This window comes from Hydrogenoanaerobacterium saccharovorans, from assembly GCF_016901815.1.
Lineage (GTDB): Bacteria > Bacillota > Clostridia > Oscillospirales > Ruminococcaceae > Avimicrobium > Avimicrobium caecorum.
In genome coordinates this window covers 114,363-137,162 of record NZ_JACSNR010000007.1, presented here as the reverse complement: position 1 = coordinate 137,162, position 22,800 = coordinate 114,363, and the positions used below count along the sequence as shown (strand labels likewise).

General features: G+C 56.7%; 23 protein-coding genes. 20 read left to right on the top strand and 3 right to left on the bottom strand.

The window, feature by feature from the left end; genetic code table 11:
* From H9X81_RS08190 to H9X81_RS08135, 12 genes are all read left to right on the top strand, one after another.
* Complete coding sequence (locus H9X81_RS08190; RefSeq protein WP_204721176.1) at nt 1–2,415, top strand: endonuclease MutS2; 2,415 nt, start codon at nt 1–3, stop codon at nt 2,413–2,415.
* 218 nt (nt 2,416–2,633) lie between these two features.
* Nucleotides 2,634–4,001: an MATE family efflux transporter gene (locus tag H9X81_RS08185; protein ID WP_345941536.1), complete on the top strand. Its 1,368-nt coding sequence runs from the start codon at nt 2,634–2,636 to the stop codon at nt 3,999–4,001.
* Nucleotides 3,998–4,600 carry a thymidine kinase gene (locus H9X81_RS08180; RefSeq protein WP_204721171.1) on the top strand — a complete coding sequence of 201 codons (603 nt, stop codon included), beginning with the start codon at nt 3,998–4,000 and terminating at the stop codon, nt 4,598–4,600. Before H9X81_RS08185 ends, H9X81_RS08180 begins: the two co-directional genes overlap by 4 nt.
* Before the next feature lie 12 nt (nt 4,601–4,612).
* Nucleotides 4,613–5,080 (top strand): GNAT family N-acetyltransferase, encoded by a 468-nt coding sequence (locus H9X81_RS08175; protein WP_204721169.1) that lies wholly within the window; start codon nt 4,613–4,615, stop codon nt 5,078–5,080.
* Nucleotides 5,068–5,355 carry a hypothetical protein gene (locus tag H9X81_RS08170; protein WP_204721167.1) on the top strand — a complete coding sequence of 96 codons (288 nt, stop codon included), beginning with the start codon at nt 5,068–5,070 and terminating at the stop codon, nt 5,353–5,355. Before H9X81_RS08175 ends, H9X81_RS08170 begins: the two co-directional genes overlap by 13 nt.
* A 177-nt stretch (nt 5,356–5,532) precedes the next feature.
* Nucleotides 5,533–6,045, top strand: coding sequence for a MarR family winged helix-turn-helix transcriptional regulator (locus H9X81_RS08165; RefSeq protein WP_177503140.1), 513 nt, complete (start codon nt 5,533–5,535; stop codon nt 6,043–6,045).
* A gap of 60 nt (nt 6,046–6,105) precedes the next feature.
* Complete coding sequence (locus H9X81_RS08160; protein ID WP_207751045.1) at nt 6,106–7,833, top strand: ABC transporter ATP-binding protein; 1,728 nt, start codon at nt 6,106–6,108, stop codon at nt 7,831–7,833.
* The gene (locus H9X81_RS08155) at nt 7,823–9,706 is read left to right on the top strand and encodes an ABC transporter ATP-binding protein (RefSeq protein WP_204721163.1); all 1,884 of its coding nucleotides are present in this window, start codon (nt 7,823–7,825) and stop codon (nt 9,704–9,706) included. The genes H9X81_RS08160 and H9X81_RS08155 overlap by 11 nt, the downstream gene beginning before the upstream one ends.
* 104 nt (nt 9,707–9,810) lie before the next feature.
* Nucleotides 9,811–10,326, top strand: a complete 516-nt coding sequence (locus tag H9X81_RS08150) for a hypothetical protein (protein WP_191392475.1) — start codon at nt 9,811–9,813, stop codon at nt 10,324–10,326.
* Nucleotides 10,327–10,433: 107 nt separating this feature from the next.
* Nucleotides 10,434–11,885: a nicotinate phosphoribosyltransferase gene (locus tag H9X81_RS08145; RefSeq protein WP_204721161.1), complete on the top strand. Its 1,452-nt coding sequence runs from the start codon at nt 10,434–10,436 to the stop codon at nt 11,883–11,885.
* Between the two features lie 10 nt (nt 11,886–11,895).
* A complete protein-coding gene (locus H9X81_RS08140) occupies nt 11,896–12,036 on the top strand; it encodes a CD1871A family CXXC motif-containing protein (RefSeq protein WP_177502192.1) in 141 nt (46 codons plus the stop codon).
* On the top strand, nt 12,029–12,922 hold the full coding sequence (locus tag H9X81_RS08135) for a 4Fe-4S binding protein (protein WP_243424085.1): 894 nt from the start codon (nt 12,029–12,031) through the stop codon (nt 12,920–12,922). The genes H9X81_RS08140 and H9X81_RS08135 overlap by 8 nt, the downstream gene beginning before the upstream one ends.
* Nucleotides 12,923–12,990: 68 nt before the next feature.
* On the opposite strand, the gene H9X81_RS08130 is transcribed toward H9X81_RS08135, so the two are convergent.
* A complete protein-coding gene (locus H9X81_RS08130; protein WP_177502191.1) occupies nt 12,991–13,242 on the bottom strand; it encodes a glutaredoxin in 252 nt (83 codons plus the stop codon).
* Between the two features lie 131 nt (nt 13,243–13,373).
* Here H9X81_RS08130 and H9X81_RS08125 point away from each other — a divergent pair, with 131 nt between their 5' ends.
* Complete coding sequence (locus tag H9X81_RS08125; RefSeq protein WP_204721158.1) at nt 13,374–14,252, top strand: LysR family transcriptional regulator; 879 nt, start codon at nt 13,374–13,376, stop codon at nt 14,250–14,252.
* A gap of 45 nt (nt 14,253–14,297) precedes the next feature.
* The gene (locus H9X81_RS08120) at nt 14,298–14,585 is read left to right on the top strand and encodes a YlmC/YmxH family sporulation protein (protein WP_191392478.1); all 288 of its coding nucleotides are present in this window, start codon (nt 14,298–14,300) and stop codon (nt 14,583–14,585) included.
* A gap of 151 nt (nt 14,586–14,736) precedes the next feature.
* Here H9X81_RS08120 and H9X81_RS08115 read toward each other — a convergent pair whose 3' ends face one another.
* A complete protein-coding gene (locus H9X81_RS08115) occupies nt 14,737–14,904 on the bottom strand; it encodes a DUF6440 family protein (protein ID WP_177502189.1) in 168 nt (55 codons plus the stop codon).
* Between the two features lie 26 nt (nt 14,905–14,930).
* Nucleotides 14,931–15,275, bottom strand: coding sequence for a hypothetical protein (locus tag H9X81_RS08110; RefSeq protein ID WP_243424083.1), 345 nt, complete (start codon nt 15,273–15,275; stop codon nt 14,931–14,933).
* Between the two features lie 383 nt (nt 15,276–15,658).
* Here H9X81_RS08110 and rpsB point away from each other — a divergent pair, with 383 nt between their 5' ends.
* The 6 genes from rpsB (at nt 15,659) to H9X81_RS08080 (ending at nt 22,796) form a co-directional block, all read left to right on the top strand.
* Nucleotides 15,659–16,393, top strand: coding sequence for a 30S ribosomal protein S2 (rpsB, locus tag H9X81_RS08105; protein WP_191392480.1), 735 nt, complete (start codon nt 15,659–15,661; stop codon nt 16,391–16,393).
* A gap of 106 nt (nt 16,394–16,499) precedes the next feature.
* Nucleotides 16,500–17,423: a translation elongation factor Ts gene (tsf, locus tag H9X81_RS08100; protein ID WP_177502186.1), complete on the top strand. Its 924-nt coding sequence runs from the start codon at nt 16,500–16,502 to the stop codon at nt 17,421–17,423.
* A 139-nt stretch (nt 17,424–17,562) separates the two neighbouring features.
* Nucleotides 17,563–18,006 carry a hypothetical protein gene (locus H9X81_RS08095; protein WP_204721154.1) on the top strand — a complete coding sequence of 148 codons (444 nt, stop codon included), beginning with the start codon at nt 17,563–17,565 and terminating at the stop codon, nt 18,004–18,006.
* A gap of 190 nt (nt 18,007–18,196) precedes the next feature.
* A complete protein-coding gene (gene pepD / locus H9X81_RS08090; RefSeq protein ID WP_204721152.1) occupies nt 18,197–19,654 on the top strand; it encodes a beta-Ala-His dipeptidase in 1,458 nt (485 codons plus the stop codon).
* Nucleotides 19,655–19,905: 251 nt separating this feature from the next.
* Entirely contained in the window at nt 19,906–21,321 is a 1,416-nt protein-coding gene (locus H9X81_RS08085; RefSeq protein WP_204721151.1) for an MBOAT family O-acyltransferase, read from the top strand.
* 14 nt (nt 21,322–21,335) lie between these two features.
* Nucleotides 21,336–22,796, top strand: a complete 1,461-nt coding sequence (locus H9X81_RS08080) for a DHHW family protein (protein ID WP_204721149.1) — start codon at nt 21,336–21,338, stop codon at nt 22,794–22,796.
* Nucleotides 22,797–22,800 lie beyond the last annotated feature (4 nt).

Below are 22,800 nucleotides of genomic sequence, written 5' to 3'. Positions count from 1 at the left end.
GTGTCGATACAGAGCAAATATATCACTTCGCTGGAACTGGACAAGGTACTGGCGAAGCTGGCGAATGAGACCACCTGTGAAGCGGCACGGCTGCGGGCGCTGCGTCTGACTCCGGTGACCACCGAGGAAGAGGCAGTGCGGCTGATGGCGTACACAGCGGATGCCAACCGTCTGACCAACCGGTATGGCACTCCCACTGCCCAGAATGTCCGGGACTGCACCGGCTCGCTGGAACGGGCCCGGCTGGGAGCCCAGCTGCCCATTCCGGAACTGCTCTCGATCCTGCACCTGCTGGAAACCATCCGCCGGATGATCGGCTGGAAGAAGCAGAGTGAGGAAGAGGTCACCGCGCTGGACTATCTGTTCTCCTGCCTGACCTCCTTCAAGAGCCTGGAAGATGAGCTCAAGGGCGCCATCCTCGACGAGGAGACGCTCTCCGATTCTGCCAGCCCGGTGCTGGCGGAGATCCGCCGCAAGATCCGGAACAACCAGCAGAAGGTGCGCAGCCAGCTGGACAACATGATCCGGTCTTCCAGCTATCAGAAGTACTTACAGGATTCCATCGTCACCATGCGGGACGGACGGTATGTGGTGCCGGTCAAGGCCGAGTACCGCAGCGAGGTCAAGGGTCTGGTGCATGACACCTCCTCCAGCGGCGCTACCGTGTTCATCGAGCCCATGTCGGTGGTGGAAGCCAACAACGAAATCAAAGTCCTGGAAAGCCAGGAGAAGAAGGAGATCGACCGCATCCTCTATGAGCTGTCCGCTTCAGTGGGCAGCTATGCCGAGGCCATCAGCCGCAGCTATGAGGTGCTGGTGGAGCTGGATCTCTACTTTGCCAAGAGCCGTCTGGCGGACAAGATGAAGGCTGCGGTGCCGCAGATCACCGGTGACCGGAAGATCAAGCTGATCCGGGCCCGGCATCCGCTCATTGACCCGGAGAAGATCGTCCCGGTGGATGTGACCCTGGGCATTGATTTTGACACCCTGGTGATCACCGGCCCCAACACCGGCGGTAAGACAGTTCTGCTCAAGACAGTGGGTCTGCTCACTCTGATGATGATGTGCGGCCTGATGATTCCGGCTGCGGACGGCAGCAGCCTGTCGGTATTTGACGAGGTGCTGTCTGACATCGGCGATGAGCAGAGCATCGAACAGAGCCTGTCCACCTTCTCGGCGCACATGACCAACATCGTCTCAATCCTGGAGGTGGCAGGGGACAGCTCGCTGGTACTGCTGGATGAGCTGGGTTCCGGCACCGACCCGGTGGAGGGCGCCGCGCTGGCGATCTCCATCATCGAGAAGCTCCGGGAGCGGGACTGCCGGATCATGGCGACCACCCACTATCCCGAGATCAAGCTCTATGCCCTGGAGACCCGGGGCGTGGTGAACGGCAGCTGTGAGTTTGATGTGGAGACCCTGCGTCCCACCTACCGGCTGCTCATTGGCGTGCCGGGACGCTCCAACGCCTTTGCCATCAGCGAAAAGCTGGGGCTGGACCCGGAGATTATCGATAGCGCCCGGGAGCGCATTTCCAGCGAGAACCAGCGGTTTGAAGATGTGGTATCCGAGCTGGAGACCGCCCGGCAGAACCTGGAGAAGGAATACACCTCCGCCCACATGCTCAACCAGGAGGCTGAGCGGCTCCGTCAGGAGAACCAGGCCTACCGGGAGCGGCTGGAGAAGGAGAAGGAAGCCGAGATCGAAAAGGCCCGGGAAAAGGCCCGTTCCATTGTGGAGCAGGTGCGGTACCAGGCGGATCAGCTGATGAACGAGCTGGAAGAGCTCAAGAAGCAGAAGAATTCGGCGAACTTCTCGGAAAAGGCTGCCAAGATGCGTCAGAGCTATCGTTCGGGCATCCGCAAGCTGTATGACAGCGCCGATCCGGTCACCGGACGGGAGAAGGAGAAGCAGAACCACAACCGTGCCCTCAAACGGGGCGATATTGTCATCATTCCCGAGTTCAACAAGGAGGGTACCGTCCTCACCGACGAGGATAAGGATGGCTATGTGATGGTCCAGGCCGGCATCATCAAGACCAAGGCGCCGGCAGCGGATCTCCGTCTGGTGGACCGCAGCGACCGCAAGGTGACAGTGAACAACCAGAAGGTATCCTTCAAGCGTAATACCGCTGCCAGCGGCGGGGGACGGGGAAGCTCCGGTTCCGGCCGCAGCAGCACTGAGGTGGATGTCCGCGGCATGACCACCGATGAGGCCATCATGGAAGTGGACCGCTTCCTGGACAGCTGTGTGCTGAGCCATATCGGCACCGTCACAGTGATCCACGGCAAGGGCACCGGTACTCTGCGGGCGGCGATTCAGCAGCACCTCAAGCGTCACCCCAGTGTGCGCAGCTTCCGTACCGGCGTCTATGGTGAGGGAGAAAACGGCGTCACCATTGTAGAACTCAAATAAAAGAGCTTCAGCACCAGCAGCAATTCCATCGCTGAAGCCAGTTACCATACCGGTTTTCCTGCCGGAACCTCAGTCAGACTCCGGCAGGATTTGCTTTTATTTTGCCAAAACAGCCTTGCTGCCGCCGGCAGGTTCAGCCGGATCAGGCGTTTTGTGTTGGAAAGGGGAGAAATTGGGATCGCAGCGTAGAATCTGAGAAAAGGATAGGTGAAAGTCCAATGAAGGATATGACACAGGGCAATCCTGTAAAAGAAGTGCTTTTATTTTCCGTTCCGATGATTTTGGCCAGCGTGTTCCAGCAGATGTATAACGCGGTGGATTCCATCATCGTGGGACAGTTTGTCGGCGCCAACGCGCTGGCTGCCGTAGGCGCGGCATTCCCGGCTATGTTCCTGGCAATGTCGGTGCTGATCGGTATCACCATGGGTGTGCAGATCATTATCTCCCAGCTGTTCGGTGCCGGAGAACATGAACGGATGCGCGCCACCTTTGCCACTTCGATCATTTCGCTGATGATCCTGGTGGTCATCGCCAGTGTGATCGGTTACTTTGCCTCCGGCACCATTCTGGAGCTGATGAATACTCCGCCGGAGATCATTGCCGATTCCAAGGCCTATCTGGATGAGATCTTCAAAGGTCTGATCTTCATGTTCCTGTATAACCTCTATACCTCGGTGCTCCGGGGTGTGGGCGACTCGAAAACTCCGCTCTATTTCCTGATTATCTCCTCGATCCTCAATATCGTCCTGGACCTCGTCTATGTGATCCAGTTCGGTATGGGAGTCCGGGGCGTTGCCGTTGCCACTGTGCAGTCTCAGGCGGTATCGGTCATACTGTGCATTATCTACACCAATATCCGCATTCCGCTGTTCCGCCTGGGCCTCAAGGATCTCAGAGTGGACTTTGGAATCCTGCGCACGGTCCTCCGGTTTGGAATCCCCACTGCGATCCAGCAGAGCATCAGCGCTATTGGCTCCATGCTGGTGCAGGGCTTGGTCAACTCTTTCGGCGCCACCGCGGCGGCGGCCTTTGCGGCCGGCAACAAGGTGGAATCCTTTATGATGATGCCGCTGATCAATATTGCGAACGCCACCTCTACATATGTGGCGCAGAATACCGGCGCCGGCAAGCTGGACCGTGTGCGGGACGGTTTTAAGAAGGTGACGGTGATCAATGTGCTGATCACCGCGGCAATCAGTATTATCCCGCTTACAATTCCCCAGTACCTGATGCAGATCTTCATCAGCGCCGAGGAAACCGGCGTGATTGAATATGGCTGCCTTTATCTTTCAACCCTATTCTTCTTCTTCTTCCTGCAGGCGCTGATGTTCAGCCTGTCCAGTTTCTTCCGTGGCGTCGGCGATATGAATGTATCGCTGGCCATGTCGATGATCGCTCTATTTGTGCGCATCGGTTCGGCCTATGCCCTGGCAAAGCCGCTGGGATACCTCACCATCAGCATTTCGCAGCCCATCGGTTGGGTCTGCGCTCTGGCTCTGGCGTTTGTAGCCTATCGCTCCGGACGCTGGACCCGGTTCAGCATCGCTGCCCGGGAAAATGAAAACCAGCTTCAGGAGGAAGTATGATCTATAACGACGGAAAAGCGGGATTCCTCACCGTGATTATCGGCCCGATGTTCTCGGAAAAGAGCGGAGAACTCATCAAGCAGTGTCTGCTCTCCCAGAACTATCAGAATAAAACGGTGCGGATCTATAAGCCGGTCATTGATGACCGGTATGGCGAAGATGAAGTAGTCAGCCGTATCGGACTGCGGATGCCGGCTCATAATATCAGTCAGGAGATCACGCCGGAGCTGATCCGGACCATTCTGGTAGACTGTGAAACAGCTGATCTGGTGGCCTTTGATGAGGCACAGTTCTTCTCGGAGGGTCTGCTGGAACTGACTTTGGGTCTGCTCGACCGGAAAAAGCAGGTGATGATCGCCGGGCTGAACCTGGATTATCTGGGACGGCCCTTCGGCTGCATCGGACAGCTGCTGCTCCATGCGGATGAGGTGATCGTGAAGAAGGCCTACTGCAAGTGCTGCGGACGTCCGGCGATGTATACCCAGCGGGTGATCGACGGACAGCCGGTCACAGCCCGGAACCTGGATTCGGAGCTGGTGCTCATCGGCGACCAGGAGAGCTATGAAGCCCGCTGCCGTCTGTGCTTTGTGAAGGATTGAGGAGGGATACCCATGCCCGGGATTTGTCGGATTCCGCCGGAGGAGCGGTGGGAACGCTGCCGGGAGCTGCTGCTTCTGGCAGACCCGGACCCACTGATGGTGGAGCGATACCTGTCCGCCTGTGAGATGCTGGCTCTCTGCGAAGGGGAGAAGGTTCTCAGCGAGGTGTGCGTCGAGCAGCCGGAGGCCGGGGACTGGGAGCTGCGCAACGCGGCAACCTGCCCGGAGCTGGAGGGACGGGGCTATGCTTCGGCCCTGATCCGGGAAGTGCAGCGTCAGGCCCGGGAGGCAGGGCGGTCGCTGGTGGTGGGCACCTCTCCGGAGGGAGTGGGTTTCTACCGTCGGTTGGGATTTGTGCCCTGCGGGGTGCGCCGGGGATTTTTCCTGCAGTACCAGGAACCGGTGCTGGAAAACGGAACCGTACTGGAAGATATGCAGATGCTCCGCTGGAGCAAGGAGGAAACAGAATGGACTTTATGAACACACCGGAACAGTTTGCGCATATTCCCAAGGATATTCTGCGGGACCGCCGGATGACCCTGGCAGCCAAGGGCCTGTACAGCGTGATCTGTACCTTTGGCCCGGACAGCCCGGTATCCATTACCGCGGTGGCAGAACTGCTGGGCCTGCCGGTGGAGGAGATCGACCCCATCTGGGATGAGATGGTCTCCTTCATGCGGCTCAAGGAGAAGGAAGAAGAGCTTTTCCGTGCCATGGCAGAGATGCGGCAGGAACTGGGCGGTTCCCAGAACTGACATCCGAAAAATACAGGCAGACAGGCAGTTTCAGCGATTGGAACTGCCTGTTTTTATTTTATAAAAATCCCTTGTATTTCCAGTGCGCCTATGCTATACTGGGAATGTATTTAGGTAACTATAAATATTATGCAATACAAAATATTATAGTGTACAAAACAAAAGGAGCGAATTTGTATGAAACAGATGGAAGATGATGTGAGCCGGCTGATTCAGAACTTCAGCCGATTCAGCCATTTCATCAAGCGCCGGAGCCGCAATGCGGATCTGCGCACCGGTGAGATTGCGATTTTGCGGTGTATTATGCACCATACCGACGGCCCGGATGGGGAGATCAAGCCCTCACAGATCAGTGCGCTGATGGGGCTGCAGCAGCCGTCCATTACGCCGAGCCTGCGGTCGCTGGAGGAGCGGGGATATGTACGCCGCCGCAACAGTGACCAGGACCGCCGGGAGGTCTATTTCTCGGTGACGGAAAAGACCCGGGAGATGGCAGCAGAGGAACGCCGCCGGACTGCCCAGATGTTTGCCGGGCTGGCAGAATATCTGGGGGAGGAGGATACCCGAAAGCTGATGGAGATTATGGAGCGGGTATCGGGGTACCTGGATCAGCAGATCGAATCCAGCCCCAAGAATAACTGCTCCGGACGGGGACGCCGCAGTCAGCAGGCTGAGTCCCGGGAGGAATAAAAACCACAATTCAAATTGCCGCCGCATGGAATCAGACAGGAGGTTGAAGGTGTGAAAAAGATGTTTTTGCGCCTGCGTCCCTTTATTGGATTGGTAATCTGTTCCGGTCTGTTCATTATTGGAAACAGCCTTGCCAATCTGCAGATGCCCGCGCTTTTGGCAGATATAGTCAACAATGGTGTAGCTATGGGGGACAGCGACTATGTGACCCATACCGGAATCCGGATGCTGGGTGTGGCATTCTTTGCAGTCTGCTGTTCGCTCGGCACTACCTACTGTTCTTCCCGGATCGCCACGGGATTTTCTTCCCGGCTGCGGGACGAACTCTTTTATAAGGTACAGTCCTTCTCCGAAGGGGAAGTGGACCGCTTCGGCACCGCGTCCCTGATTACCCGTTCCATCAACGATGTCAGCCAGATCCAGCACTTCCTGATGATGCTGATCCGCAATATGCTGTCTGCACCCATCACAGCCATTGGCGGTGTCTATCTGGCATTTTCCTGCAATGCCCAGCTGGCAATGATCGTCTTTGCAGCCATGCCGCTGATTGTTCTGATCGTTGTGGGCATTTCCCGGTTTTCCATCCCGCTGACCCGTGTCATGCAGGAAAAGCTCGACCAGGTCAACCTTGTCCTGCGGGAAAAGCTGCGGGGCGTCCGGGTAATCCGGGCCTTTGGAACCGAGGAGTATGAGGAACAGCGCTTCGCCCGGGCCAATGAGGACCTGACCGGGGTTTCCATCCGGATGCAGCGCACCATGAGCGCCATGTCGCCGCTGGTGATGATCGTCCTCAACGGCGCCACTGTCTTTCTCATCTATGTGGGCGGTGTCAAGGTCAACAATGGCCTGATGCCCTATGGCGACATCATGGCAGTGGTGGAATATGTGATGCAGATCCTCATGTCGATGATGATGATCTCGATGATCTTTATCCGGATTCCCAGAGCTGTAGCCTCTGCCGGGCGTATCAATGCCATCCTGGACTGCGATACTGCCATTGAAGGCGGCAATGTCACCGACAGCGGTGAGACCCGGGGCCGTCTGGAGTTCCGGAATGTGACCTTTTCCTATGAAAATGCCGATGAACCGGCTGTAAAGAATATCAGCTTTACAGCTGAAAAAGGCCAGACTGTCGCCATTATCGGCTCCACCGGCAGCGGCAAGACCACGCTGCTCAACCTGATTCCCCGGTTCTATGACGCCCAGGAGGGACAGATCCTCATCGATGGCATTGACCACCGGGAGTATGACCTCAAGGCGCTCCGGGACAAGATCGGTTTTGCGGCTCAGAAGGCAGTGCTGTTTGCCGGCAGTGTGGCAGACAACATCGCCTATGGTCTGGACAATGCCACCCGGGAGCAGGTGGAACACGCCGCCCGGATCGCCCAGGCGGAGGAGTTTATACTCGATAAGATCGGCGGATATGATTCCCCCATCGAGCAGGGCGGACAGAACCTCTCGGGCGGACAGAAGCAGCGGCTCTCCATTGCCCGTGCCATTATCCGGCGTCCGGAGTTCTATCTGTTTGACGACAGCTTTTCGGCGCTGGACTTCCGCACCGATCTGGAACTGCGCCGGGCACTGGCAGCGGAAACCGAAAACAGTACAGTCCTGATCGTAGCGCAGCGTGTATCGACCATCATGCATGCCGACCAGATCCTGGTGCTGGAACGGGGCGAGCTGGTGGGCCATGGCACCCACCAGGAGCTCATGCGGACCTGTGAGATCTATCGGGAGATCGTGCTCTCCCAGCTTTCGGAACAGGAGGCGACTCAGAATGGCAGATAACCGTACTTCTACCACTACGACTACCACAGCCCGCCGGGGTCCCGGTATGGGCGGCGGACGGGGCAGAGGCGGCCGGATGATCATTGCCAAGCCCAAGGATTTCCGGGGAACCTTCCGGAAGCTGCTGCGGTTCATGCGTCCGCACTGGATGGGTATGACCGCCATTATCCTGCTGGCAGGCGCCACGACCCTTGCCTCCTCGCTGAGCCCGAAGATCATGGGCGGCGCCACCAACGAGATTGTCCGGGGCGCCCGGTCCCTGCTGGAAGGCGGCAGCGGTGTGGATTTCGGCCTGCTGGCCCGCATCCTCATGCTGCTGATGGCAGTCTATGTTGCCACATCGCTGCTGCGCTATGCCCAGAACTATGTGATGGCAGGCGTGAGCCAGCGCACCATGTATGACCTGCGTCAGGCCGTGGACCGCAAGCTGTCCCGGCTGCCGCTGGAATACTATGATACCCATGCCTATGGCGATATTCTCTCCCGTGTCACCAACGATGTGGACACCGTTTCCGATTCGCTGCAGTCCAGCATTATTTCGGCATTCCGGTCGGCACTGTCGGTGGTCATCACCCTGGTGATGATGCTCACCATCAGCCCCCGCCTGACCCTCATCGGCCTGGTGACAGTCCCCATCACATTGTGGTTCTCCTCCACCGTGGTGAAAAAGACCCAGCGGTTCTTCAAGGGACAGCAGTCCGCCATGGGACGGCTCAGCGGCTACATCGAGGAGATGTACACCGCGCACAGCATCATCAAGGCGTACAGCGGCGAGGAAGATGCCTGCCGGCAGTTTTCGGAGATCAACCGGGAACTGCGGGACTATGGACGCAAGGCTCAGTTTATCTCGGGTGTGCTGTCGCCCATCGTGGGCTTTATCGGCAATGCCGGCTATGTGCTGGTAACGGTCGTGGGTGCTATGATGATCCTCGGCGGTGAACTGCTGGTGGGCGATCTGCAGGCGTTTATCCGTTACCTGCGCCAGCTCAGCGATCCCATCAATGAAACCGTGAGCATCGTCAATGTATTGCAGTCCACTGTGGCGGCGGCAGAGCGTATCTTTGAGGTGCTGGATGCCGATGAGGAAATCCCCGAGCGGGAACCTCCGGTAATCCCGCCGGAGAGCCGGGGCGCGGTGGAGATCACCGATGTGCACTTTGGCTATGAGCCGGGCATTGAAGTGATCCGGGGCCTGGATGTATCGGTGCAGCCGGGTGAGCAGGTGGCCCTGGTGGGCGAAACCGGCGCCGGCAAGACCACCATTGTCAATCTGATCATGCGCTTTTATGATGTCACCCAGGGCAGCATCAAGGTGGACGGCGTGGATATCCGGGATATGCCCCGGGAAGTGCTCCGGGAGCGGTTCGGCATGGTCCTGCAGGACACCTGGCTGTTCCATGGCACCATTCTGGAGAATATCCGGTACGGACGCCTGGACGCCACCGATGAGGAAGTGCGTCAGGCGGCACGGCTGGCCTATGCCGACGGCTTTATCGCACAGCTTCCGGGCGGATATGACTTTGTGCTGGGTGAGGATGCCCTCAATCTCTCCCAGGGACAGCGCCAGCTGCTCACCATTGCCCGGGCGATCCTGTCCGATCCGGAGATCCTCATTCTGGACGAGGCCACCAGCTCGGTGGATACCCGTACCGAAGTGCTGATCCAGAAGGCCATGAAGAACCTGATGAAGGGCCGGACTGTCTTTGTAATTGCCCACCGGCTCTCCACCATCCGGGACAGCAGCGTGATCCTCATGCTGGAGAACGGACAGGTGCTGGAGCGGGGCACCCATGCGGAGCTTCTGGCTCAGAACGGCGCCTATGCACGGCTCTATAACAGCCAGTTTGAGCTGGAAAACGGCGCGGCGGTATAGCAGGGCAGTTCCGTGAAAACCACCCTTGCGCTGACCGGAATTTTCGGCTATACTGAGGGACAGAAACCGCCGGACAGTGCTTCCGGCACCCTTGGGAGGATCACATGAAAGACTATCGAAGCCTGTGGAAAAAGCCCCATCTGGTGGCAGCTGTGATGGCTGGTACAGCGGGTGTGCTGGCAGCGGCGGCGCTGGGATATGCGCTGCTGGGGCCTGGCGCGCCGGTTTCCGCAGCCGGAGCGGCGGGTCAGGTACAGGAAGGCCCGGTGGAGGGCTATGAGGCCGCTGACCATCAGAATGACGAGGACACCCTCAGTTTCCGGCTGGACGCATCGCCGGAGTTTGAGAAGGGCGGGAAGAACGGGGGACTCTATCTGGAAAATCCCCGGGAGAACCGCTACGATCTCCAGGCGGATATTGAGCTGGAGGATGGGACGGTAGTCTATTCCTCGCCGGTGCTGGAACCAGACAGCCATATTGATACCGTAGACCTCGATGAGGAGCTGGAGGACGGCACCTATCCGGCACAGGCACGGCTTTTCGCAGTGGACCCGGAGAGCGGGGTCATTGTGGGCTATGTGCTTCAGCCCATCGAACTCCGGATCGGGAATGCTGATTGACATTGCCCGGAGCCGGGGATATAATAAAATACAGGTTTTACGCAGCGGGAGGCCGTTTCATACGACCTCCCGTCTGTATATCTGAAAACGGGAATCGAGGGATTCACATGAAGGAGAAAAAATTTGCGGCCCGCAATCTGTCGATGCTCATTGACTTTTATGAGCTCACCATGGCAAATGGTTATTTCCAGAGCGGGCGGAAGGACACCATTGCGGTGTTTGATATGTTTTTCCGGAAAATTCCGGACAATGGCGGCTTTGCCATCTTTGCAGGCCTGGAGCAGCTCATCGACTACATGAAGAATCTGGAGTTCGATGAGGAGGACATTGCCTACCTGCGGAGCCGGGGAATCTTCTGTGAGGAGTTCCTGGACTATCTGGCAAACTTCCATTTTGAATGCGATGTCTGGGCGGTGCCTGAGGGCACACCGGTCTTTCCCAACGAACCCATGGTGATCGTCCGGGGACCGGTAGTGCAGGCACAGCTGCTGGAAACCATGCTGCTGCTCACCATCAACCATCAGTCGCTCATTGCCACCAAGGCAAACCGCATTGCCCGGGCAGCCCATGGGCGTGCGGTAATGGAATTCGGCTCCCGCCGTGCCCAGGGGTATGACGGTGCCATCTACGGCGCCCGGGCTGCCTATATCGGCGGCTGTACCTCCACCGCCTGTACCGTGTCGGATATGCTGTTCGGCGTGCCGGCAGTGGGTACCATGGCGCACAGCTGGGTACTGACCTTCGACAGCGAATACGAGGCCTTCAAGACCTATGCAGAGATCTACCCCGACAACTGCACCCTGCTGGTGGATACCTATAATGTCCTCAAAAGCGGCATGCCCAACGCTATCAAGGTGTTCGATGAAGTTGTTGTGCCCAAGGGCTTCCGTCCCAAGGGCGTGCGGATCGACAGCGGCGATATTGCCTACCTCTCCAAGAAGATGCGCAAGATGCTGGACGATGCCGGCTATCCCGATGTGGCGATTGTCGCGAGCAACTCGCTGGATGAGTACATCATCGGGGAACTGTGGTCGCAGGGCGCCCAGGTGGACTCCTTTGGTGTGGGCGAAAGCCTCATCACCAGCCGGTCGTCACCGGTATTCGGCGGCGTGTATAAGCTGGCGGCAGTGGAGCATAATGGAGTCTATACAAACAAGATCAAGGTGAGCGAGAGCATCGACAAGATCACCAACCCCGGTTTCAAGACCCTGTACCGCCTGTATGCCAACGACACCGGCAAGGCCATTGCCGATTACATCGCGTTCCATGACGAGGAGATCGATGAGAGCCAGCCGCTGACCATCTTTGATCCCATTGCCACCTGGAAGCGTCAGGAACTGCGGAACTATACCGCCCGGAAACTGCTCTGCCCGGTATTTGAAAAGGGAAAGCTGGTTTATCAGTCTCCGTCGCTGCCCGAGATCCAGAAGTACTGTCTGGCTCAGGTGGATACTCTCTGGGACGAGATGAAGCGGTTTGAGTTCCCGCACCGGTACTATGTGGATCTCTCCCAGAACCTGTGGCAGGCCAAGCGGGACCTGCTTGATTCCATCCGATAGGAGGCAGCCTATGAAGAACAGCCGGATTGTGACGGCGGTGATCCTGCTCACCGGAGCAGGTCTAATGGCACTGGGACTTACCCGGGGAGAACTGGGGGTCTATTTTGTGAAATCCATCAATCTGTGTCTGGAGTGTGTGGGCATTGGATAGACTGAAAACACAGCGCCGGAAGCGGTTTGGCATCCAGGCGCTCTGGACCCTGCTGACCAACGCCAACTTCACCGGCTTCCTGGACGGGAAACTCTACAAGGGCCCGCTCAAACAGTTCTGTGTGCCGGGGCTCAACTGCTATTCCTGCCCCGGAGCACTGGGGAGCTGTCCCATCGGTGCCATGCAGGCACTGGCCGGGTCCCCGGATTATGCCCTGTCCCTGCTGGTACTGGGCTTCCTGATGGTAGTGGGCGGCCTGGGCGGACGGCTGGTCTGTGGATTCCTCTGTCCGTTCGGCTGGTTCCAGGATCTGCTGCACCGCATCCCCTTCCCGAAAAAGTTCTCCACCCGGCGGCTTCGTCCGCTCACCTGGCTCAAGTATGGGGTACTGGTGGTGTTTGTGTTCCTGCTGCCCAACCTCATGGTCAATGTGCTGGGCATGGGTGATCCCACCTTCTGCAAATACCTCTGCCCCCAGGGAATCCTGGAGGGGGCGCTCCCGCTGGCTGCGGTGAGCGAAAACACCCGGGCGGCGCTGGGTGCGCTGTTCCAGTGGAAGTTTGCCCTGCTGCTGGCTGTGGTGCTGCTGTCGGTGATGGTCAGCCGCCCCTTCTGCAAATACCTCTGCCCGCTGGGCGCCATCTATGCGCTCTTCAATAAGTTCTCACTGTACCGGCTGCGCTTTCTGCCGGAGGAGTGTGTCCACTGCGGCAAGTGCGTTACGATTTGCCCGATGGACTGCGATCCCACCCGGGACCCCAACTCGCCGGAGTGCATCCGCTGCGGGGAGTGTGTGGCAGTCTGTCCGACCCGGGCGCTGCAGAAGCCGAAGATCGGCGCAGGTCTCCCGGACAAAACCGCTCCTTACAAAGGCGTGGAGCTCTGATATTCCCGTAAAAAACAGAAAAACCGGAAGGATCAGTTCCTTCCGGTTTTTGTTATGCTGTGCTGCAATCAGCCGATTACCTTGGTGATGTCCAGGGTGCGGGTGCCGTCCTCGAGGACGAAGCAGGGAATGCCCAGACCGCCGTTCTTCTTGGCGTTGTCAAAGATGGCGTCATTTTCCCGGATTGCCAGGAACTCCTTGAGATCGGAGAGGGCAGCGGAGATGTTCTTGAAGGACATGTCAACGCCCTTGGACATGAGCTGGTTGATGGCGTACAGGGTATCGGGGCAGAGATGGCTTCCATAAACAGTTACTTTCATGTGTGTGACCTCCTTGATGTCTGGGTGGATTGTTTTCGATGGTTTCAGTATAACAGGGATTTACTTATTTGTAAAATTGAATTATTATATAGGTAATATCAAAATTATTGAATTAAAAGGAGGCAGAGGCCATGGAGCTGCGGAATCTCCGTACTCTGGTGCGGATTGCGGAACTGGGGAGCTTTTCGGCGGCAGCGGAGGATCTGGGCTATACCCAGTCCACCGTGACCATGCAGATCAAGGCGCTGGAGGAGGAGCTGGGCGCACCGCTCTTTGACCGCATCGGGCGGCGGATACGGCTCACCGACAGCGGACGGCAGGCGGTACAGTCGGCCCGGGTGATGCTGGCGGAATCGGAGCGGCTGCTGCGCAGTGTGCAGAGTGAGGAGAACGCCCTGGTGCGGGTGGGGGTCTATGAGTCGCTCTGCGGCGGATTCCTGCCGGGGACCATCCGGCGTTTTTCACAGAGCCAGCCTGGGGCGGTGCTTTCGGTGGTGACAGCACCCCGGACCGAGCTGGAGCGCCGTTTGCAGGCAGACCAGGTGGATCTCATCTGGGTCTATGGGCACGACGCGCCGGAGCATACCCGGATGCTGGCGGAGTTTTCCCACCCCACACAGCCGCTGTGTGCCGCTGGTTCGCCCCTTGCGGGACGGCAGATCGCCCCGGCAGAGCTGCTGGGGCAGAAGATTATCTACACCGAACCGGGCTGCCCCTACCGGAGGCTGCTGGAACGCTTTCTGGAGGACCAGGAGCTGTCACCCGAAGTGTTTCTGGAAACGGGCAGCGCCGATGTGGTGCTGCGGTTTGTAGAGGCCGGGCTGGGGATCGGCTTCATGCCGGAGTTCATTTCCCGGGAAAAGCAGGCGGCCCATGCGGTGGAGGCCTTTGGGATCGCAGGCTTCGAGCCCCGGCTGTACAGCCGGATCTATGCCCATTCGGACAAGTGGCTGACACCGGCGATGGAGGCCTTTGCCCGGGCGGCACTGACGGAGGCGGGACAGGCATAACCCGGCTTCCCCGGGCGTAAGATAGGGGGAGAGGGGGAAGCGCGTATGGCAAGCTGCCGGATCGGAGAGCTCTGGAAAAAGGATGTGGTCTGCGTGGACAGCGGGGTCTGTCTGGGCCGGGTGGACGATGTGGAGGTAGATGTCTGCACGGCGCAGCTCACCGCCATTGTCATCTATGGGCGTAGCCGGCTGTTCGGGCTGCTGGGCCGTGAGGAAGATACGGTGATCTGCTGGCAGGACATTCAGCTCATCGGCGAGGATACCGTTCTGGTGCGGTACTGTCCGCCTCAGGCAGAGCCCAGGAAGGGTCTGTTCTCCTTCCTGGGCTTCTGAAAAGATGCGGTTATAACGGATTTTACCCGGATTTTTCCGGCAGGGACTTTTCAGGGAGACAGCAATCTGTTACACTGTCAAAGGACGGTTTCCCTGACGCTCAGTCGCAGACAGAAGAAAAGGCAGCCGGTTTTTCCAGCTGCCTTTGATTTTAGCGGTCCGGTGTCACAACGGGCTTGCCGTCCTGGTCCAGCAGCGGCGTAAAGCCGGCTGCGTTGCCGCTGCGGTGGAACAGATAGTTGATCCCGGTTTCAGTATCGACCCAGATCTCCATTACTTCCACAAAGCCCTGCTCATAGATTTTCTTGAATCGCTCCATGACAGTCCCTCCTTTTTTCATCGGTGTCACATGGCGGAGTTTCTCTTTTTATAGAGAATAATCTCCGGGTTTTCTCCGCCGCAGCCATACTCGCACACCAGCAGCATCCGGTCATCCGCCGCCAGCCCGTAGCACCGGTCGCTGCCGGGGATCTCGATCTGGTTCCCCAGATAGATGTCATAATCCTTCAGCAGCTTTACCTGCTGTCCGTTGGGGAGGGTATATTCCAGATTGACAAAGAAGCCATTGAGCAGATTGAGGTCCTGAACCGAAAGATTCCTGATCCCCAATGCGTTGAATTCAGAGATCAGCTCCTTCTTAACACACTGGAACTCCGCTTCGCCGCCGTGTTTGATGCATTCCGCTGCCATGCAGTTCCCGCCGAACGGGTGGCCGTCTGTTTTCCGGCAGCCGCCGCATGCTTCAAGCCGACTGCATTGTTCACAGCAGTCCAGTCCGCAGATTGATTTCATCCATCCCATCTCCATTCCGATATAGATGTATTGACAGTAAAGCCATTTTACCATGCTTTACCCGGATCAATCAAGCGAAGGACACCTGCTCGCTGATTTTAGGAAAAATCGCATGTTTTCCGGGAGAAAATGCAAAACAGGACTTGCAATCCTGGATAAGCTGTGGTATTATATTAGGGCAAAACGCACGCCCCGGTCAAGAACAGCCCGGTGCCTGAAGCAGTTTCAGGTCGGCTGGAACGGAGCCGGAGCGGAGGAACAACCAAAGGAGGATTTTATCAATGAGCGTAGTATCTATGAAGCAGCTGCTCGAGGCTGGTGTGCACTTCGGTCACCAGACCCGTCGCTGGAACCCCAAGATGGCTGAGTACATCTTCACCGAGAGAAACGGCATCTACATCATCGACCTGCAGAAGACCGTTAAGAAGCTGGACGAGGCTTACATGTTCGTTCGTGAGCTGTCTGCAAACGGTGAGAATGTTCTGTTTGTCGGCACCAAGAAGCAGGCTGGCGACAGCATCAAGGAAGAGGCTGAGAGAGCCGGCGCTTACTATGTAAACGCAAGATGGCTGGGCGGTATGCTCACCAACTTCAAGACCATCCGCCGCAGAATTGACCGTCTGGCTCAGCTGCGCAAGATGGAAGAGGACGGCACCTTTGACCGTCTGCCCAAGAAGGAAGTTGTAAAGCTGGAACTCGAGATCGAGAAGCTGGAGAAGTTCCTGGGCGGTATCAAGGAGATGAACAAGCTCCCTGGTGCTCTGTTCATCGTTGACCCCCGCAAGGAGCGCATCGCAGTAGCTGAGGCTCACAAGCTGGGTATTCCGATTGTTGCAATCGTTGATACCAACTGCGATCCCGATGAGATCGACTATGTAATCCCTGGCAACGATGATGCCATCCGTGCGGTTCGTCTGATCGCCAGCGCTATGGCTGATGCGATTATCGAGGGCCGTCAGGGTGCTGAAACCGCCGAGGCTGCTGAAGCTGCTGAGGCTGAAGAAGCTGCCGAGTAATCAGATTCAGAATTTAGAGGCTCGGGTCATATTATCCGGGCCTCTTTTTACAAAAATGCAACCGATAGAAAAGTCGAAAGACTTGATCGCTGAGGAGGAAATGAAAATGGCTTTTACTGCTAAGGATGTCCAGACCCTGCGCCAGATGACCGGCTGCGGTATGATGGACTGCAAGAAGGCACTGACCGAGTCGAACGGTGATATGGACAAGGCTGTGGAATACCTGCGTGAAAAGGGTCTGTCCGCTGCTGCCAAGAAGGCTGACCGTGTAGCTGCTGAAGGCGTTGTATACGCTGTTGCTGATGCTGCCAAGAAGGTAGGCGCTATCATCGAAGTAAACTCTGAGACCGACTTCGTAGCCAAGAATGCTGACTTCAATGCCTTCGTTGCACAGTGCGCTCAGATCATCATGGAGCAGAATCCTGCTGATGTTGATGCTCTGCTGGCCTGCAAGACTGAGAACGGCATGACCGTTGAGGAACTGCTGCGTGAGAAGATCCTGGTAATCGGTGAGAACCTGAAGATCCGTCGTTTCGTACGTGAGGAAGGCACTCTGGCTACCTACATCCACGCTGGCGGCAAGATCGGCGTTATGGTTAAGTTCGATGTTTCGGACGGCATTGCTGACAAGGCTGAGTTCGTTGAGTGCGGTCATGATGTTGCTATGCAGATCGCTGCAATCAACCCCGGCTACCTGAAGCGTGAAGAAGTTCCCGCTGCCGTAGTTGAGGAGGAGAAGAAGATTCTCGAGGCTCAGATCCAGAACGATGAGAAGCTGAAGAACAAGCCTGCTCAGGTAATCGAGAAGATGGTTACCGGCCGTGTAGAGAAGTTCTACAAGGAGAACTGCCTGGTAGATCAGGCCTTCGTAAAGGATGGCAACATGAACGTGGCTCAGTACGTAGCCAAGGTTGCCAAGGATCTCGGCGGCAAGATCGAGATCGAGTCCTTCGTTCGTTTTGAGAAGGGCGAGGGCATTGAGAAGAAGGCTGATGACTTCGCTTCTGAAGTTGCCAGCATGGTAAAGTAATTTACTGCTGAATCTCTTTATACAGACCCCGGTGGGAGTTTCCTGCCGGGGTCTGTTTTTGTCATTTCTTGTCTGTTTGCCAAAATCCTGCTATAATGACGGCAGAGAGAAACCGCAGTGAATGAAACGGAGGAATTTTATGAATACCGAAAACAAACTGCCCATATTGCGTCCGGAGGACAAACCGGCGATCCCTGAACCTGCCGACACTGCCGCACCGGCAGGGGAGAAGGCTTCCCGCTGGAAGCGCCCGGAAACCCATGAGGAGAAGATGCTGTTCTGGATGCGGGTGACCGGTATCTGCGCGATCCTGCTGGCAGTGCTGGCGGGAGCCGCGGCTGTGATGCTGCTGCTCAACCTCAGCCAGCTGGGGGAGATCCTCAGCCATCTCAACTCTGCATCGGTGGAGCTGGAAGAGGCCAGCCGGCAGCTCAGCCAGGCACTTCAGTCCCTGAATAACGAGGGCCTCCAGGAGCTGTATGCCGCCCTGGAACAGATCCAGAAGCTGGACATGGACAGTCTGAACCGCTCCATTGAAAGCCTGGCAAAGATCATGGAACCCCTTTCCAGAATCTTTGGTTAGGATCAGATCCTGTCTCAATTTTCACAATGTAAAGCGGGAAAATCCAAAGGAATTTTATGTAAATCGCCGTTCTTTGATGAGAATGGGAAAAAAACACAGATTTTCGTTGACGAAAGCGCTTTAGCGTGGTATGGTTGAAAAGTAAACCGGTGAGAACCCGGGGAATTTTTCACAAAGGGGAGAAAACAACATGAACTACATTCTCACAGACAAGGAGCCGAAGCTGCCGCTGAAGTATTTCGAGGATATTTCTGCGATTCCGCATGGTTCTTATAATGAAAAGGCAATCTCTGCATTCATCGCAGACACTGCTGCCAAGCTGGGTCTGTATGCCCGTGTCGACGAGCGCAACAATGTGGTAGTCAAGAAGCCTGCCACACCGGGTTATGAACATCTGCCGGCACTGCTGCTGCAGGCTCATGTGGATATGGTAAACGAGAAGAACAGTGACTCGGACCATGACTTTACCAAGGACGGCCTGAAGCTGATCCTGGAAGGCAATATCCTCCGGGCAGACGGCACCACCCTGGGCGCAGATGACGGCAAGGGCGTTGCTTACATGCTGGCTCTGATGGATTCTGATTCGGATGCCTTCCCGCATCCTCCGCTGGAATTCCTGTTCACTACCGGTGAGGAAGTAGGCTTCTGGGGCGCTATGGCACTGGATTGCTCGGACATCACTGCCCGCCGCATGATCGGTCTGGATGCCGGCCCCGAAGGTGTTGTAGCCACCACCTCCGCTGGCGCACAGGAAGTGATCTTCTCCATTCCCACCGAGTATGAGCCGGTCAAGGGCGATGTGCTGGCTGTTTCGGTTCGCGGCCTGCTGGGCGGTCACTCTGCCATGAACATCACCGATGAGAAGGGCAACTCCAACAAGATCATGGGTCGTCTGCTGCACAACGCAGCCAAGGTTGCGGACTTCCGTCTGTGCCATATCACTGGCGGCGCCATGTTCAATGCCATTCCCCGTGAGGCAGATGCCATCATCGCCGTAGAGCCGGGCAAGAAGCAGGCTGTGATCGACAAGATCGCCAAGGTAACTGCTGAGCTGCAGGACGAGCTGGCAGCCAGTGATCCCGGCCTGACTGTAACTGTGACCGACGCCAAGGCTGACAAGATGCTCTCTGCTGCTGTGACCAAGGCTGTAGTAGAGTGCCTGTACAATGTGCCCAACGGCGTTCGTATGATGAACAAGCAGGTTCCCGGTCTGCCGGTGACCTCCACCAACATGGGTGTGGTCAAGACTCTGGAGGACAAGATTACAGTCGACACCATGCTGCGTTCTTCCAGCAAGAGCCTCAACGATGACTATGTGGACAACATCTGCACCGTCGGTAAGCTGGCAGGCATGCCGGAAGTATGGGTAGGCGACTGGATGCCCGCCTGGCCGTACATGGCTGGTTCCAAGATGCGTGAGCTGGCTAAGAAGATGTACAAGGAGCGCACCGGTGAGGATATGCGTGAACTTGCGGTACACGGCGGTCTGGAGCTGGGCGTGTTCAGCGAGAAGATGCCCGGTATGGACATTGTTACTCTGGGCTGCACCTCCGGCAATGAGCACACTGTAACCGAGTGGATGGATATTGATTCCTATGCCCGGGTATATCAGTTCATGAAGGACTTTATTGCAGAGCTCTGCAAGTAATCACAGGATAGACCCCTCAAAAGCCTCTGTCAGATGACAGAGGCTTTTTTGCATGGCAGCGAGGAAAGCGAGGGGAGAGGAGCCGGGAGTTTTTATTGGAGCAGAAGACTGCGGCAAAACGGGATTTTTCTCTGCAACTGCGAACAGAATGCTTTTATTTCCATGGGGTTTGTGATAAAATAGAAACGGTATTTGCCGCGGGAGAGTCCGTGGCTTTTTCTGCACAAGTCTGTTAACGGAGCGTTTCTTATATGGTATTTGCCAATCTGTTTTTCCTCTATATATTCCTGCCGGTCAACCTGATCCTCTACTATGCCACCCGCAGCTATGCGGTACGGAATTTTGTATTGGTGGCGATGTCGTTCCTGTTCTATGCCTGGGGTGAACCGGTCTGGGTTCTGCTGCTGCTCGCTTCGGGATTCATGGTGTGGTTCTGCAGTCTGCTGGTGGAACGGTTCGCCGGAACCCGCAGGGGAAAGGCCGCACTGATTTTCGCTGTGACCATCAGCCTTTCGCTGCTTGGAATCTTCAAGTACAGCGGCTTCCTCATCGAGAATATCAATGCGGTTTTGCCGCTTTCCTTGCCGGTCCCGCAGTTCTCGCTGCCCATCGGCATCAGCTTCTACACCTTCCAGATGATCTCCTATATCGTGGATGTCTATCGCGGCGATGTCAAGGCCCAGCCTTCCTTCCTGCGGTTTATCATGTATGTGTCCATGTACTTCCAGCTGGTAGCCGGTCCCATCGTCCGCTATTCCGATGTGGCCTGGGAGATCGGTCACCGCACCGCCAATGCCAACGACATCAGCCATGGCATTACCCGGTTTTGCATCGGCCTGCTCAAGAAGGTTGCGGTGGCAAATGTTGCCGGTTCGCTGTTGGTGCAGTATATGGACGGCGATCTTACCAAAGTGACTGTGCTGGGAAGCTGGTTCGGCGCGGTGCTGTTCATGCTGCAGATCTACTATGACTTCTCCGGATATTCGGATATGGCGATCGGCCTGGGCCTGATGTTCGGCTTCCACTTCGTAGAGAACTTCAACTATCCCTATATCGCCAAAACTGCCACAGAATTCTGGCGGCGCTGGCACATTTCCCTGAGCAGCTTCCTGCGGGATTATCTGTATATTCCGCTGGGCGGCAACCGCAGCCATGCCTGGCGCAACCTGTTTGTGGTATGGTTTGCCACCGGCCTGTGGCATGGCGCCAGCTGGAACTTTATCCTCTGGGGCCTGTTCTTTGGCGTGCTGATCGCCCTGGAGCGCCTGGGCCTGCGCAATCTGCTGGAAAAGCTGCCGGGCTTCATCAGCCATTTCTACCTGCTGTTCGCGGTACTGATCAGCTGGGTGATCTTCTACTTCACCGATCTCTCCCGGGCCGCACAGTACCTTGGGATCATGTTCGGTTTGTCGGGTCAGCCGCTCACCAACTCCCAGACCCTGCTGGCCCTGGAGGGCAACCTGTTCTGGCTGATTCTGGCGGTGGTATTCTGTCTGCCGCTGGCCCGGATCGCATCGCAGCAGATCACCGCGGCAGCAGCTGTGAGCCGCCCCCGGCAGATCATCCTGGGCATTCTGGTGCCGGTGATGAATCTGGGGATTCTGCTGATCTGTACTGCCATGCTCAGCGGGCAGAGCTATAATCCGTTCCTGTATTACCGGTTCTGAGAGGAGGGACTGAAATGGCAAACGAACACAACAACAAGCGGCCTACCGCTGCTTCCATGCTCAACATTGCGGCATTCTGTACAGCGCTGTTTGCTGTGGGCGGACTGTCCATTGCCATGGAGAAGCCCACCTATTCAGAGCAGGAAAAGCGTGACCTGGCGAAAATGCCCGAGCTGACCCTCAAGGGATACTGGGATAGATCGCTGGCTTCGGGGATCGATGCCTTTTACAGCGATACTTTCCCGTTCCGGGATGCGCTGATTTCCCTGGGCAGCACCCTGGAGGAAATGCGTGGGCTGCGTCTGGATGACGCCAAGATCCATGAAACAGCCCCATCCACTTCGGAACCGGAAGTCCCCACAGAGCCGGGCAGCGGCATAGAAACCGAGAACTCCTCGTCCAGCAAGGCAGAGGAAACTGCTGTGGGCGAACAGAATGGCTCGGTATTCATCTATAAGGGGATGGCGATGTCCATGTTCGGCGGCAGCCAGTCCATGGGCAAGTGGTATGCCGATGTCATCAATTCCTATGCGGCGGCACTGCCGGATGTCCAGGTATATGACATTGTGGTGCCCACCTCCATCGAGTTCTATCTTCCGGAAAAGTATCAGGATATTTCCGCTCCGGAAAAGCCGAATATCGACTATATCTACTCTCAGATGAGCGATGCGGTCAAGACAGTGGATGCCTATGGCGAGATTGCCCAGCATACGGATGAATATATCTACTTCCGCACCGACCATCACTGGACGGTAACCGGCGCTTACTATGCGTATGTGGCGTTCTGTAAGGAAGCGGGCTTCACGCCCACACCCTATGACAGCTTTGAGTGGAACCGGAAGGAGCCGTTCTATGGAACGCTCTACTCCCAGACCCAGGATTCCACCCTGCGGGAGAATCCGGATTATGTGGATTACCCCACCATTTCCACGCCTCACCAGGCATATATGTACAAGCGGGGCGAGCCGTTCACACCCTATGCCAGCACCATCATGGCGGACTATGCTTCGGGCGTGAATATGTACTCAGTCTTCCTGCATGGCGACCAGCCCCTTACCGAGATCCAGACCGAAAACAAGAACGGACGCAAGGCAGTGGTAGTGAAGGAATCCTTCGGCAATGCCTTCTCGCCGTTCCTGGTGGCACACTATGAAACCGTATATATTGTGGATCAGCGCTATTTTGAGCTGAATCTGCTGGACTTCATCAAGCAGAACGGCGTAACGGATCTGATCTTCATCAACAATGTCTTTGCTGCCAATACGGCGGTACAGATCCAGTGGATTCAGGGATTGATGACCCAGCAGTGGGCTCCGCCGGTCCAGGAGGAAACTGAGGAATCGGAAGAGGAGACCGAGAGCAGTCAGGAGCCGGAGGACGGCGAAGAGGATGCGGATCGGGACAAGGATTCCTCAGAGGACGAGGAAGATGAGGACCGCCGGAAAAAGGATCAGAATGACGAAGATGAGGAGTGAGGGG

What these genes read in the sequence shown, in the direction of transcription:
- H9X81_RS08185 (WP_345941536.1), top strand. Translation starts at nt 2,634, where the DNA reads ATGAAGGATATGACACAGGGCAATCCTGTAAAAGAAGTGCTTTTATTT.
- H9X81_RS08180 (WP_204721171.1), top strand. Translation starts at nt 3,998, where the DNA reads ATGATCTATAACGACGGAAAAGCGGGATTCCTCACCGTGATTATCGGC.
- H9X81_RS08175 (WP_204721169.1), top strand. Translation starts at nt 4,613, where the DNA reads ATGCCCGGGATTTGTCGGATTCCGCCGGAGGAGCGGTGGGAACGCTGC.
- H9X81_RS08170 (WP_204721167.1), top strand. Translation starts at nt 5,068, where the DNA reads ATGGACTTTATGAACACACCGGAACAGTTTGCGCATATTCCCAAGGAT.
- H9X81_RS08165 (WP_177503140.1), top strand. Translation starts at nt 5,533, where the DNA reads ATGAAACAGATGGAAGATGATGTGAGCCGGCTGATTCAGAACTTCAGC.
- H9X81_RS08160 (WP_207751045.1), top strand. Translation starts at nt 6,106, where the DNA reads ATGTTTTTGCGCCTGCGTCCCTTTATTGGATTGGTAATCTGTTCCGGT.
- H9X81_RS08155 (WP_204721163.1), top strand. Translation starts at nt 7,823, where the DNA reads ATGGCAGATAACCGTACTTCTACCACTACGACTACCACAGCCCGCCGG.
- H9X81_RS08150 (WP_191392475.1), top strand. Translation starts at nt 9,811, where the DNA reads ATGAAAGACTATCGAAGCCTGTGGAAAAAGCCCCATCTGGTGGCAGCT.
- H9X81_RS08145 (WP_204721161.1), top strand. Translation starts at nt 10,434, where the DNA reads ATGAAGGAGAAAAAATTTGCGGCCCGCAATCTGTCGATGCTCATTGAC.
- H9X81_RS08140 (WP_177502192.1), top strand. Translation starts at nt 11,896, where the DNA reads ATGAAGAACAGCCGGATTGTGACGGCGGTGATCCTGCTCACCGGAGCA.
- H9X81_RS08130 (WP_177502191.1), bottom strand. Translation starts at nt 13,242, where the DNA reads ATGAAAGTAACTGTTTATGGAAGCCATCTCTGCCCCGATACCCTGTAC.
- H9X81_RS08125 (WP_204721158.1), top strand. Translation starts at nt 13,374, where the DNA reads ATGGAGCTGCGGAATCTCCGTACTCTGGTGCGGATTGCGGAACTGGGG.
- H9X81_RS08120 (WP_191392478.1), top strand. Translation starts at nt 14,298, where the DNA reads ATGGCAAGCTGCCGGATCGGAGAGCTCTGGAAAAAGGATGTGGTCTGC.
- H9X81_RS08115 (WP_177502189.1), bottom strand. Translation starts at nt 14,904, where the DNA reads ATGGAGCGATTCAAGAAAATCTATGAGCAGGGCTTTGTGGAAGTAATG.
- H9X81_RS08110 (WP_243424083.1), bottom strand. Translation starts at nt 15,275, where the DNA reads ATGGCAGCGGAATGCATCAAACACGGCGGCGAAGCGGAGTTCCAGTGT.
- rpsB (WP_191392480.1), top strand. Translation starts at nt 15,659, where the DNA reads ATGAGCGTAGTATCTATGAAGCAGCTGCTCGAGGCTGGTGTGCACTTC.
- tsf (WP_177502186.1), top strand. Translation starts at nt 16,500, where the DNA reads ATGGCTTTTACTGCTAAGGATGTCCAGACCCTGCGCCAGATGACCGGC.
- H9X81_RS08095 (WP_204721154.1), top strand. Translation starts at nt 17,563, where the DNA reads ATGAATACCGAAAACAAACTGCCCATATTGCGTCCGGAGGACAAACCG.
- pepD (WP_204721152.1), top strand. Translation starts at nt 18,197, where the DNA reads ATGAACTACATTCTCACAGACAAGGAGCCGAAGCTGCCGCTGAAGTAT.
- H9X81_RS08085 (WP_204721151.1), top strand. Translation starts at nt 19,906, where the DNA reads ATGGTATTTGCCAATCTGTTTTTCCTCTATATATTCCTGCCGGTCAAC.
- H9X81_RS08080 (WP_204721149.1), top strand. Translation starts at nt 21,336, where the DNA reads ATGGCAAACGAACACAACAACAAGCGGCCTACCGCTGCTTCCATGCTC.